The following is a 12797-nucleotide window of genomic DNA, read 5'->3' as shown; positions in this document are numbered from 1 at the left end:
GGATCTTCAATCAAAGAAAAAACATCTGAGGCTTCTGATTATTTAAAAGAAAAAGGTTCTGATTTAGAGCATAAAGCGCAAGATTTAAAAGATGAAGCTCAAGACAAATTACATGATGCTGGATCTTCAATCAAAGAAAAAACATCTGAGGCTTCTGATTTTTTAAAAGAAAAAGGTTCTGATTTAGAACATAAAGCGCAAGATTTAAAAGATGAAGCTCAAGATAAATTACATGACGCTGGATCTTCAATCAAAGAAAAAACATCTGAGGCTTCTGATTTTTTAAAAGAAAAAGGTTCTGATTTAGAACATAAAGCGCAAGATTTAAAAGATGAAGCTCAAGATAAATTACATGACGCTGGATCTTCAATCAAAGAAAAAACATCTGAGGCTTCTGATTTTTTAAAAGAAAAAGGTTCTGATTTAGAACATAAAGCACAAGATTTAAAAGATGAAGCTCAAGATAAATTACATGATGCTGAATCATCAATCAAAGAAAAAGCTCAAGAAATTAAACAAGATTCGAAAGATGAGCTTAATAATTAAAAAAATATAAAAATTCAGTCATTTTTTATGAAAAAACGGTTTGATTTTTGATAATAATTCATACTCGTTGAATTTAATGAAAAAATGACTGAATATAAAAATTTAGAGCCTTCTACCAACTCTAAACACAATAAAGAATTTTCTAAAAATATTATAATTGCCGTATTATCAGTTTGTTTATTATTAGCAGTTTGCTATATAGTATATACTGAAGAAGCATATTCTAAAAATTCTACCGAAATGCAAGGTAATATTAATGATTTAGAACGTTCAAGAGAAATTTTAAAGCAAGAGCTTAGAATCGTTAGAGCAGATTTTGATGATGCCAAAAGTAAAGTGACTAAAAAAGATGTTACTTTAGATAATCAGGATAAACTGATTTTAAATAAACAAAAAGAGATTCAATCTATTTTAATTAAAGAAGGTATTACAAGTGATGAATTACAAAGAGCGAAACGCTTAATAGTTTCTTTACAATCTGACATTAATTACTATAAAGAAGAAATTACAAGATTGAAAAATGAGAATAAAATTCTTACAACTAAAAATACTGAATTAACAACAGAAAATTCATCATTATCTGATCAAAAGAAAGCTGTAGAATCTAATCTTAACCAAGAGAAAAAGAGTAAACAAGACTTATTAGAAGAAACAAACTCTACTTTATCAATATCTAATTATATGATAAAAGGTTTATTAGTTCGTTCTAACGGTAGAGAAGTAGAAACTGATAGAGCAAGAAGAATAGATAAAGTTCGTGTAACTTTTGATCTAGATAAAAATTTAAACGCTGTTTCAAATCGAAAAGAATTATTTGTAACTATTTATAAACCTAATGGAGATATAGGTAAATTTAAAGGAGCTAATTCAGGAGAAATAACTTTACGTTCTGGAGTAAAAGTTAATTATTCAGATCGTGTAAGTGTAAATTATAATAACATGTCTGGATCTCGTGTTTCTTTTGATTGGGTTGATTATGAATTCCCAAAAGGAGAATATAAAATTGATATTTATCAAAATGGGTATAAAGTAGGACAAAATGTAATTACATTAAAATAATAAAAAAGGCTTTCTTTAAAGAAAGCCTTTTTTATTTTATAATTCGGTATCATCATTATTAAATGAATCTCTTTTATTTAATCTTTTTTTATGTGAATCAGAATTATTATTTTCTATTTGATGTTCATGTAATTGTTGTGCGGCTGTAAATGAAGTTACCATTGTATTTAGCATTTCAGATGCTGCTGTAGGAGAATTTGGTAATAATACTAATTTACTACCAGATTTTTCTCCAATAGATTGTAATGTATCATAATGTTGAGTAACAACAATAAGAGCAGAAGCTTCTTGAGAAGTAATTCCAGCTCCATTTAACACATCTACAGACTCTAATAACCCTCGAGCTATTTCTCTTCTTTGATCTGCTATACCTTGCCCTTGTAAACGTTTAGATTCAGCTTCAGCTTTTGCCTTTTCTACAATTAATATTCTAGCTGCATCTCCTTCATATTGTGCTGCTAATTTTTCTCGTTCGGCAGCATTAATACGATTCATTGCATGTTTTACTTGTTCATCAGGATCAATGTCAGTTACTAAAGTTTTTATAATTTCATAACCATAAGAATTCATAGCTTCTTGCAACTCTCCTTTTACAGCGATTGCAATATCATCTTTTTTCTCAAAAACATCATCTAATCTTAATTTAGGAACTTCAGCACGAACAACATCAAAGACAAATGAAGTAATTTGTGTGTAAGGATTATCTAATTTATAAAAAGCATCATACACTTGAGTTTTTATAACTTGATATTGAACTGAAATTTTTAATCTTACAAATACATCATCTTTTGTTTTGGTTTCTACAACAACATCTAGTTGCTGAATTTTAAGAGACATTTTTCCTGCAATTTTATCGATAACAGGAATTTTGAATTGTAAACCAGGATTTCTAATACTATTAAATTTACCGAAACGTTCTATAATGACTGCAGTTTGTTGTTTTACAGTAAAAACGAAAAGGAATAAAATAATTATTCCGAAAAGAAGTAAAATTCCAAATGAAATACCCATAAATAATAATGTTTTATAATAGTTTTGATTAAGATAATAAATTTTATTTAAATTATTATTTAATTTTTTTAAATAGGGACTGAAATGGACATTTTATTTATTAAATAACTAAAAATTTATTTAAGATTTTTAATAAAAAAGATTCTAATATAAACTAGATTAAAAAGTTAATATATATATCATGATCTTTATTTTAAAAGTATAAAAAAACCTCAACTATCTAAGATAATTGAGGTTTGAAAAGAGGTTCCTAGCGGATTCGAACCGCTGTGGACGGTTTTGCAGACCGCTACCTAGCCTCTCGGTCAAGGAACCATTCTTGTTCTTTTGGACTGCAAATATATTAAAAATTTTAGAAAAAAAAACTTTAAAATGATTTTTCTAAAATAACACTTACTTTTTCTACATGTCCACCAATAGGAGGATTCAATTTAGAAAGTTTCACTTTAGCATAAGTAACAGTTATAAGTTCTTGACCAATACGATCTAAGATTCTTTTACAAACATGTTCTAATAATTTTGAACGAATACCAACTTCTTCTTTTACTATTTTATTTAGTGATACATAATCTAAAGCATCTACTAATTCATCTGATTCACAAGCTTTAGAAAAATCTGCATGAGCTTCTAAATCGACCAAATAATCAGATCCGATTCTTGCTTCTTCTTCTAAACAGCCGTGATTAGAGTATATTTTTATGTTTTCTAAGATAATTATTCCCATTGGTCAAATATATAAGATTTATTCTATAATTTCTTAATTCTGTCTTTGTCTTACAGCTTCGTAAACACAAATTGCAGCTGCATTACTTACATTTAATGAATCTACAAAACCTAACATCGGTATTTTGATTAAAGCATCTGAATTATCTGCCCAAAAATCCGAAAGTCCTGTAGCTTCTGTGCCTAAAACTATTGCAGATGATGAAGAAAAGTCTGTATCATAAAGATTTTTTGTTTCATCTCTTAAAAAAGTAGATACAACTTGTATATTTTTATCTTTCAAGAAATTTAATACTGTTTCTTTGGTTCCTGAGGCAATATTATTTGTAAATAAAGTTCCTACAGATGAACGAACGACGTTTGGATTAAAAAAATCCACTGTCTCATCACAAACAATAACAGCATTTACATTTGCAGCATCTCCTGTACGTAAAATAGCTCCAAGATTCCCTGGCTTTTCTACAGCTTCAAGTACAACAACTAATGCATTTTCTGGCAATTGTAAGTCTTGTAATTGTGCCGATTTGGTTTTATAAACACCAATTATTCCTCCTGTCGATTTGCGGTATGCTAATTTCTCAAAAATTGGTTTTGTAATTATAAAAACCTTTGCATTACCAAATTGAAGTGAATAAGAATAAATATCATCACAAATATAAATTTCGACTGCTTCGTAACCACCTTTTAGGGCTAATTCATTTTCTTGAGTTCCCTCAATAATAAATAAACCTTGGTTTTTACGTTCTCTTGATTTTTCTTGCAGTTTCAGCAAGTTTTTTATCCTTGGATTTTGAAGACTTTCTATTTGCATTCTGCAAAATTAATTCTTTTTCTATCAATATTTAATAGAATTTTTTGTTCCATTTTTTATCTGTTAAAGAGTTCATTTTCAATTTGCTTTAATTTATAATCAATATAAACTTATATTTTTTGTACCTTTGCCCCTTAAAATCAGAATTTTCGTATGACCAAAGATGGAAAAATGGAGTTGATGGCTCCTGCTGGGAATTTCGAATCGTTACAAGCGGCTTTAGATAATGGAGCTGATTCTGTATATTTCGGAGTTGAGCAGTTGAATATGCGTGCGAGAGCATCAATAAACTTTACAATGGACGATTTACCTGAAATCGTAAAACGTTGTGAAGAAAAAGGTGTGCGTTCTTACCTTACATTAAATACTATTATATATGATCATGATTTGTCTTTAATCAAAAACTTATTAGATCGTGCAAAAGAAGCAAATATAACTGCTGTTATTGCAATGGATCAATCTGTTATTGCTTATGCTAGACAAATTGGTGTAGAAATTCATATTTCTACACAGATCAATGTCACAAATATAGAAACAGTTAAGTTTTATGCAATGTTTGCAGATACAATGGTATTATCTCGTGAACTAAGTTTAAAACAAATAAATAAAATTTGTGAACTTATTGTAAAAGATGATGTTCGTGGACCTAGTGGAAATTTAGTCGAAGTAGAAATTTTTGGACATGGTGCATTATGTATGGCTGTTTCTGGAAAATGTTATTTAAGCTTACATTCTCATAATTCTTCTGCAAATAGAGGTGCATGTAAACAAAATTGTCGTAAAAAATATACTGTTATAGATCAAGAAACAGGTTTCGAAATCGAATTAGATAACGAATACATGATGTCTCCAAAAGATTTATGTACAATGGAATTTTTGGATGAAGTAGTGGATGCTGGAATTAAAGTATTAAAAATTGAAGGTCGTGGACGTTCTCCTGAATATGTAGCAACAGTTATTCGTTGTTACCGTGAAGCAATAGATTCTATTGCTGATGGAACTTATTCTAAAGATAAAGTTGATTACTGGATGGGATTATTGCAAACTGTTTATAATCGTGGTTTTTGGTCTGGATATTATTTAGGTCAAAAATTAGGTGAATGGTCAGCTGTTCCTGGATCTATGGCAACTCAAAAGAAAGTTTATATTGGTAAAGGAGTTCATTATTTCCCAAAAACTAATATTGGACAATTTGTAATTGATGCTTATGATCTTAAAGTAGGTGATTTAATCTTAGTTACTGGTCCAACAACAGGTGCGAAAGAAATGATTGTTCCATCTATGTTTGTTGAGGATGTAAAAGGAGATATCGCTAAAAAAGGAGATAGTATTACATTACCTATGGAATTCCGTATTCGTCCTTCAGACAAATTATATAAACTTGTAAAAGTTGAGGAGCCAGGAACACAACAAAACAGTGTTTCGGAAGGAGCTTATTCACACTAAAAAAAATAGTTAAATATGGTCATTATTACGTTACAACGCGATAAATGCATCGGATGCAACTATTGTTATGAATTGGCACCAGAACGCTTTCGTATGTCAAAAAAAGATGGTAAATCTGTATTATTAAAATCAATTGATAAAAAAGGTTTTCATACACTAAAAGACCCTGATCATACGATAGCCGAAAATTGTGACAGAGCTGCCAAAGCTTGTCCAGTAAATATAATTGTAGTAAAAGAAATATAAAAAAGAAAAGCCATCAAAATTGATGGCTTTTTTTATTTTCTATGTTCTTTCAAAATAATAAATAATAAAATAATTAAAGGAATCATCATTCCAAGAATATAGTATGTATTAATTTGTAAAATTGCTGGATAAAATAGAATTGCTGATAAAAGCCCTACAATAGCTCCACCAATATGAGCTGAATGCCCAATATTTCCTAAATTAGTTTTCATACCGTAAACAGAATATCCTAAGTAAAGAATACCAAAAATCCAAGCTGGAATATCTATTATAAAATATAATCCTATTTCTTGTTGGGGAAATGCTGCTATAGCGGCAAATAAAATACCAGTTACTCCACCTGATGCACCTACAGCAGAATACCAATTATCTTTTTTATGAATTAATAACGATAATAAATTTCCTCCTATAATTGCTAAAAGGTAGGTTAACAAAAACATTCCATAACCAATATTCATTTTTATCTGAGAAAAATCTCCAAACAAAAAACCTTGTGGACTAGCAAAAAAAGCAATTACAGGATTTGCAAAAAAGTATAATGTTAACATATTAAAAATTAAATGTGTAACATCTACATGTAAAAATCCTGAGCTTAGTATACGATAATATTCTTTGTTATGAACAATAGAACCTATTTGAAACTTATATTTATCAAAAAATGAATAATCATTAAAACCTTTCCAGCTAATAATTACATTTAATGCTATAATAACGATTGTTATTAGTGAGATATCTCCCATTATTCGTCTAAATTTTCATTGTTATCATCTTCAACCTCATCAAATAGAGTAGGTTGTACTTCTTCTTTTGATTCCTCTAGTTCTTCTGGTTCTTCAAAAGGCAAAGGTTCTAAGACTTTTATTGTTTTTAATTTATTTACAGTTAATTGATTTCCTTGTGCTTTAATACCTTTTACAGCAATAAATTCTTCCACATTAATAATTTCTGGTTCTCTTTCTACTCCTTTCAATTTAGAAAAAACTAATTCTATCATTGGTAAATAATCTGTAGAAACAACCATTATTGATGATTTATCATCCTCTAAAGAATAAAATACTTGAGTAGATAATGTTTCTTCTAGAAGAAAACGTTTAATGAAATATCTATCTTTTTCAGCATCAAAATAAACACAAGAAATTGGCTTATTTGGTTTCCATTTTTCAATAACTTCTAGTTCTTCATCAAAACGATTGCTCAAATCAAAAGAAACTAGTTTAGCTTCTCCTTTTTTATTAATAGTAAGTATTTTATCATCTCCCTTAAAAGAACCTAACAAAGTACCTACACCATCTGCATTAAGACGCTTTATTTCTTCATCAAACCAAATTTGTCTTGGAGCTAAAGTAGAAACTCCCTCTTCTTTTAATTCAATTTTTTTAATTGGATATTTTGTAACTAAATTTCCTTTAGATGATCTACCTTTTATTGTCAAATCGGCAAAATCTAAATCAAATTTTAATTTTTTAATACGTTGATGTGTTTTTAAAATTACTGATACAACTTGCGCTTCTCCATTAGGATTAGCTGTAAAATAAAGTACTTCTGAGCCTTTATTTCCTGCAGTTAAATCATATTCTTTATCCCGAGTAATTCCAGTAACTGCAAAACGCTTCTGATAAGCAGGACCATTTTTACCATCACGATAAATTAAATTATAGATGGTACGTTTATCATTCTTATGCCATACTGCAACATGTAGAATACCTTTCCCTATAAAGGTTTTGGCATCAACTTTAGTTACAATCATAGTTCCATCAGATTTAAAAACGATGATATCATCAATATCAGAACACTCAAATAAAAATTCATCTTTCTTAAGAGACGTTCCTATAAAACCTTCAGCTCTATCAATATAAAAACGAGTATTTGCTACTGCTACTTTAGTTGCATCAATTGTATCAAAAGTTCTTATTTCTGTTTTACGTTCTTTTCCTTTACCATATTTGGTTTTTAGAGCTTTGAAATATTCAATTGCAAAATCAATTAAATTAGCAAGATGATGTTTTACATTTTCTATTCTATCTTCTAAAGATTCAATATACTGTTGTGCTTTATCTAAATCAAACTTAGAAATACGTTTAATTCTAATTTCTGTTAATCGAGTAATATCTTCTTCTGTAACTGGACGTATAAGGTGAGATATATGTGGTTTAAGACCTTTATCTATTGCAGAAATAACTCCTTCCCAAGTTTCTTCTTCCTCAATATCGTGATATATTCTATTTTCAATGAATATCCTTTCTAAAGATGAAAAATGCCATTGTTCTTGAAGTTCATTCAGTTCAATTTCTAATTCTTTTTTTAATAAATCAACAGTATTATTTGTGTTGTGAATTAATATATCTGAAACAGATAAAAATTCTGGAGTTTGTTGATTAATTACACATGCATTAGGAGAAATAGAAACTTCGCAATCTGTGAAAGCATACAAAGCATCTATTGTTTTATCAGTACTACTACCAGGAACTAAATGAATTAATATTTCTACTTCTGCAGCAGTATTATCTTCTATTTTCTTAATTTTTATTTTACCCTTATCATTGGCTTTTAAAATAGAGTCAATTAATGATCCTGTTGTAGTTCCGTAAGGAATTTCCGTTATTTTTAGAATTGTTTTATCCTCTTGAACAATTTTAGCTCTGATTCGTACTTTGCCTCCTCTTAAACCATCATTATAATCTGATACATCAATTAATCCTGCAGTTAAAAAATCAGGAAAAATTTGAAATTTCTTACCTTTTAAATGCAAAATAGATGCATCAATTAATTCATTAAAGTTATGAGGTAATATTTTTGTAGATAAACCAACTGCAATACCTTCTACACCTTGAGCAAGTAATAATGGAAATTTGATAGGTAAATCTATTGGTTCTTTATTTCTACCATCATACGATTGTTGCCACTTAGTTGTTTTTGGGTTAAAAACAACCTCTAAAGCAAATTTTGTTAAACGAGCTTCTATATAACGGGAAGCTGCTGCACGGTCTCCTGTATATACATTCCCCCAGTTACCTTGCATATCAATCAAAAGTTCTTTTTGACCAATTTGCACCATTGCATCAGAAATTGCCATATCACCATGTGGATGATACTTCATTGTATTACCAACAATGTTAGCAACTTTGTTGTAACGTCCATCTTCTAATTCTCGCATTGAATGTAATATTCTTCGCTGAACAGGTTTTAGGCCATCATATATAGAAGGAATAGCTCTTTCTAAAATCACATAAGAAGCATAATCAAGAAACCACTCTTGATACATTCCTGATATTTTTTTTATACTTTCTTGATTTTCTTGCATAATTTTAATTATACCTCTCTATTTTCTTGTAATTTATTGTTTTCAACAATTTTATCTAATTCATTCAAAATATTTCTAATATTTTTACCTGAAATAAATGCTAATCTATATTTTACTTTTGTAAGATTTTGAGATTTTTTACTTTTTATAAAAACAATTATTTGCCTTGATAAAAAACCTCCTTTATAATCATATTTAACAAGTTTATATTTTGGTAAATCTATTTTTTTCCTATTTGCATTGAAAATTGATAATAAATCTAATCGCTCTGTCTCAAAAGTAATCGTTTCCCCTTTTGTATCTATAGCATAATATTGATTACCATTAAAACTTGTTATCCATATAAAAAAAACAATAAATATTGTAAGATAATACGGTGGAATTAAATGATATTTATCCAATAATATATTGCTAAATAATATTAGATTAATTATTATTAATCCAATAATAAGCAAATTCAGTATTTTAAAAAGACTAATAATCGCTTTATTATTTTTCTTCATAGGTGAGGGTTTTTGATGTTTAATTGTTAGTTTTTCAAAGTATCAATTGCTAAATTATTTATTATAAATTCTTGTCTTGTTGGTGTATTTTTTCCCATGTAAAATTCTAGTAAACTTTCGATTGTCTGATCTTTTCCAATCATTACGGGCTCTAATCGAATATCTTTTCCAATGAAATGTTTAAATTCATCGGGAGATATTTCTCCTAAACCTTTAAATCGAGTAATTTCTGGGTTTTTAATTTCCTCTAAAGCTAATAATCTTTCTGGTTCAGAATAACAGTATCTTGTTTCTTTTTTATTTCTTACACGAAATAATGGTGTTTGTAAAATGTATAAATGTCCTTCTTTTATTAATTCTGGGAAGAATTGTAAAAAGAATGTAATTATTAATAAACGGATATGCATTCCATCTACATCAGCATCAGTTGCAATAACAACATTATTGTAACGTAAATCTTCTAATCCATCTTCAATATTTAATGCAGCTTGTAAAAGATTAAACTCTTCGTTTTCGTAAACAATTTTTTTAGTTAACCCATAAGAATTTAACGGTTTTCCACGTAAACTAAATACAGCTTGTGTTTCTACATTTCTACTTTTAGTAATTGATCCACTTGCAGAATCTCCCTCTGTAATAAAAATTGTAGAATCTAATCTAAATTCAGCCTTAGGATTATTATAATGTTGACGACAATCTCTCAATTTTTTATTATGTAAACTCACCTTTTTAGCTCGATCCCTTGCTAATTTACGTATTCCTGAAAGCTCTTTACGTTCTGTTTCTGATTGTTTAATTTTTCGTTCAAGCGCTTGTGCTACTTCTGTATTTTTATGTAGAAAATTATCAAGATTAGTTTTGATAAAATCATTAACAAAAGTACGAACGGTTGTCATTCCAGGACCAATTTCATTTGATCCTAATTTCGTTTTTGTTTGAGATTCGAAAACAGGCTCTATAACTTTTATGGAAATAGCACCAATGATTGATTTACGAATATCTGCCGGATCATAACTTTTATTATAAAACTCACGAACAGTTTTTACAACAGCCTCTTTAAAAGCACTTAAATGAGTTCCTCCTTGTGTTGTATTTTGACCATTTACAAAAGAATAATATGTTTCTGAATACGATTTAGAACTATGTGTCATTGCTAGTTCTATATCTTCACCTTTTAAGTGAATAATGTCATATATTGTTTCTTCTTCTATATTATCTTTTAATAAATCTTTTAATCCATCTTTCGAAAAGAATTCTTCTCCATTAAAAATAATTTTTAAGCCTGGATTTAGGTAAACATAGTTTTTCAACATCTTGTCTACATATTCTTTTCTGAATTTAAAGTTTAAGAAAATTGTTTTATCAGGAACAAATGTAATTTTAGTTCCTTTTCTTAGAGAAGATTCTTTCTCATCTTCTTGATTCAATAAAATACCTTTTTCAAACTCAGCAACTCTTGTTTTTCCATCACGAACAGATTGTACTCTAAAATAAGTTGATAAAGCATTTACAGCCTTAGTACCAACTCCATTCAACCCAACCGATTTTTTAAAAGCTTGCGAATCATATTTTCCTCCTGTATTCATTTTTGAAACAGCATCTACCATTTTCCCAAGAGGAATACCACGACCATAATCACGAACAGTAACTTCTTCATCTCGTAAATTAATTTCAATCGTTTTACCAGATCCCATTACAAATTCATCAATACAGTTATCCACAATTTCCTTAAGGAGGATATAAATACCATCATCCTGAGAAGAACCGTCGCCAAGTTTACCTATGTACATCCCTGGTCGCATACGAATATGTTCGCGCCAATCAAGAGTTTTGATATTGTCTTCTGTATAATTAACTTGTTGATTTAGTTCTGACATTGTGAGATATGAATTTTAATCGAGTTTTACAAAAATAACACTTTTTTTTAGAATATTTTTATGGTATACTATTTTGATTTTGAGGAAAATCAATCTACTTTAACAACATGATAAAATCTAAATTACCAGACGTTTCAACAACTATTTTTACTGTAATGAGCAAGTTAGCTATAGAAAGTAATGCGATTAATTTAGCTCAAGGATTTCCTGATTTTGATGCCGATTCAAAATTAATTAATCAATTAAATTATTATGCTTCTAATCATTATAACCAATATGCTCCAATGTTTGGAATTGAAAAATTACGTGAATTATTAGCAGAAAAATACAATAATCTATATTCTTGTGACTATAATTATCTAGATGAAATTAATATAACAAGTGGAGCTAGTCAAGCTATTTTTAATGTGATTTCTACTTTAATTCATCCAAATGATGAAGTAATTATTTTTGAACCTGCATACGATTTATATCAACCAACTGTAGAATTATTTGGTGGAAAAATAGTTCCTATTGAACTAAAATATCCTGATTATAAAATAGATTTTGATGAATTGAAACAAAAAATTACATCAAAAACAAAACTTATTATTGTTAATAATCCTAATAATCCAACAGGAAGAGTTTTAACAGAAAATGATCTCAAATCTTTTGAAAAACTAATAAAGGCCAATAATTGTTATTTATTAGCTGATGAAGTATATGAACATATAACTTTCGATAATAAAAAACATCAAAGTTTTACTCAATTAACAACAATTAAAGATAAAGTTTTTGTTGTAGGATCTTTTGGGAAATTATTCCATATAACAGGATGGAAAATTGGTTATATTTTAGCTGAAAAAGAATTAATGAAAGAATTTAGAAAATGTCACCAATTCAATACATTTTCAACACATACGCCTTCTCAGTATGCAATTGCAGATTATTTAGAAAATCCTGAAAATTATTTACATTTAAGTAATTTTTTCCAACATAAAAGAGATTTATTTGTAGATAATCTTTCTTCAACTAAATTCAACCTTTTACCATGTGAAGGAACTTATTTTATAAATGCGAATTACTCTAATATAAGTAATTTACCAGATAATGAATTTGCAAAATTATTAACAGAACAATATAAAGTAGCTACAATTCCTGTTTCTGCCTTTTACAAAGATAAAACTGATTATAAAGTTGTTCGATTTTGCTTCGCTAAAAAAGACGAAACTTTAATAAAAGCAATTGAAAATCTAACTAAATTATAAATTAAAAAGGCTTAAGTAAAACTTAAG

12 protein-coding genes and 1 tRNA gene are annotated in these 12797 nt (G+C 28.4%); 5 read left to right on the top strand and 8 right to left on the bottom strand.

The window, feature by feature from the left end; genetic code table 11:
- A partial coding sequence (locus RT575_RS05210; RefSeq protein WP_313579343.1) for a hypothetical protein occupies positions 1-546 on the top strand: 546 nt, incomplete at its 5' end.
- 84 nt (positions 547-630) lie between these two features.
- Positions 631-1605: a hypothetical protein gene (locus RT575_RS05205; protein ID WP_313384804.1), complete on the top strand. Its 975-nt coding sequence runs from the start codon at positions 631-633 to the stop codon at positions 1603-1605.
- A 36-nt stretch (positions 1606-1641) separates the two neighbouring features.
- On the opposite strand, the gene RT575_RS05200 is transcribed toward RT575_RS05205, so the two are convergent.
- The 4 genes from RT575_RS05200 to RT575_RS05185 all read right to left on the bottom strand — a co-directional run bounded on the left by RT575_RS05200 (position 1642) and on the right by RT575_RS05185 (position 4150).
- Positions 1642-2616 carry an SPFH domain-containing protein gene (locus tag RT575_RS05200; protein ID WP_313579341.1) on the bottom strand — a complete coding sequence of 325 codons (975 nt, stop codon included), beginning with the start codon at positions 2614-2616 and terminating at the stop codon, positions 1642-1644.
- A 244-nt stretch (positions 2617-2860) separates the two neighbouring features.
- A tRNA-Cys gene (locus RT575_RS05195) sits at positions 2861-2931 on the bottom strand.
- A gap of 52 nt (positions 2932-2983) precedes the next feature.
- On the bottom strand, positions 2984-3340 hold the full coding sequence (gene folB, locus RT575_RS05190) for a dihydroneopterin aldolase (protein WP_313384800.1): 357 nt from the start codon (positions 3338-3340) through the stop codon (positions 2984-2986).
- A gap of 33 nt (positions 3341-3373) precedes the next feature.
- Complete coding sequence (locus RT575_RS05185; RefSeq protein ID WP_313579339.1) at positions 3374-4150, bottom strand: RNA methyltransferase; 777 nt, start codon at positions 4148-4150, stop codon at positions 3374-3376.
- Positions 4151-4303: 153 nt separating this feature from the next.
- Here RT575_RS05185 and RT575_RS05180 point away from each other — a divergent pair, with 153 nt between their 5' ends.
- Both RT575_RS05180 and RT575_RS05175 read left to right on the top strand, forming a co-directional pair.
- Positions 4304-5596 (top strand): peptidase U32 family protein, encoded by a 1293-nt coding sequence (locus RT575_RS05180; protein WP_313384796.1) that lies wholly within the window; start codon positions 4304-4306, stop codon positions 5594-5596.
- Between the two features lie 15 nt (positions 5597-5611).
- Positions 5612-5842 carry a ferredoxin gene (locus tag RT575_RS05175; protein ID WP_313384794.1) on the top strand — a complete coding sequence of 77 codons (231 nt, stop codon included), beginning with the start codon at positions 5612-5614 and terminating at the stop codon, positions 5840-5842.
- A 32-nt stretch (positions 5843-5874) separates the two neighbouring features.
- On the opposite strand, the gene RT575_RS05170 is transcribed toward RT575_RS05175, so the two are convergent.
- Genes RT575_RS05170 through RT575_RS05155 form a run of 4 tightly spaced genes read right to left on the bottom strand, consistent with a single transcriptional unit; the run spans position 5875 to position 11523 of the window.
- Positions 5875-6582, bottom strand: a complete 708-nt coding sequence (locus RT575_RS05170) for a rhomboid family intramembrane serine protease (RefSeq protein ID WP_313579337.1) — start codon at positions 6580-6582, stop codon at positions 5875-5877.
- Positions 6582-9143, bottom strand: a complete 2562-nt coding sequence (locus RT575_RS05165) for a DNA gyrase/topoisomerase IV subunit A (protein ID WP_313579335.1) — start codon at positions 9141-9143, stop codon at positions 6582-6584. The genes RT575_RS05170 and RT575_RS05165 overlap by 1 nt, the downstream gene beginning before the upstream one ends.
- An 8-nt stretch (positions 9144-9151) precedes the next feature.
- Complete coding sequence (locus tag RT575_RS05160; protein ID WP_313384788.1) at positions 9152-9646, bottom strand: hypothetical protein; 495 nt, start codon at positions 9644-9646, stop codon at positions 9152-9154.
- Between the two features lie 26 nt (positions 9647-9672).
- The gene (locus tag RT575_RS05155; RefSeq protein ID WP_313384786.1) at positions 9673-11523 is read right to left on the bottom strand and encodes a DNA topoisomerase IV subunit B; all 1851 of its coding nucleotides are present in this window, start codon (positions 11521-11523) and stop codon (positions 9673-9675) included.
- Positions 11524-11630: 107 nt separating this feature from the next.
- Here RT575_RS05155 and RT575_RS05150 point away from each other — a divergent pair, with 107 nt between their 5' ends.
- On the top strand, positions 11631-12770 hold the full coding sequence (locus RT575_RS05150; protein ID WP_313579333.1) for a methionine aminotransferase: 1140 nt from the start codon (positions 11631-11633) through the stop codon (positions 12768-12770).
- The last annotated feature ends 27 nt before the right edge of the window (positions 12771-12797 follow it).

Source organism: Chishuiella sp., assembly GCF_032109125.1.
Lineage (GTDB): Bacteria > Bacteroidota > Bacteroidia > Flavobacteriales > Weeksellaceae > Empedobacter.
Note: the sequence above shows the minus strand (reverse complement) of the source record. Positions and strands in the feature narration are given on the sequence as shown.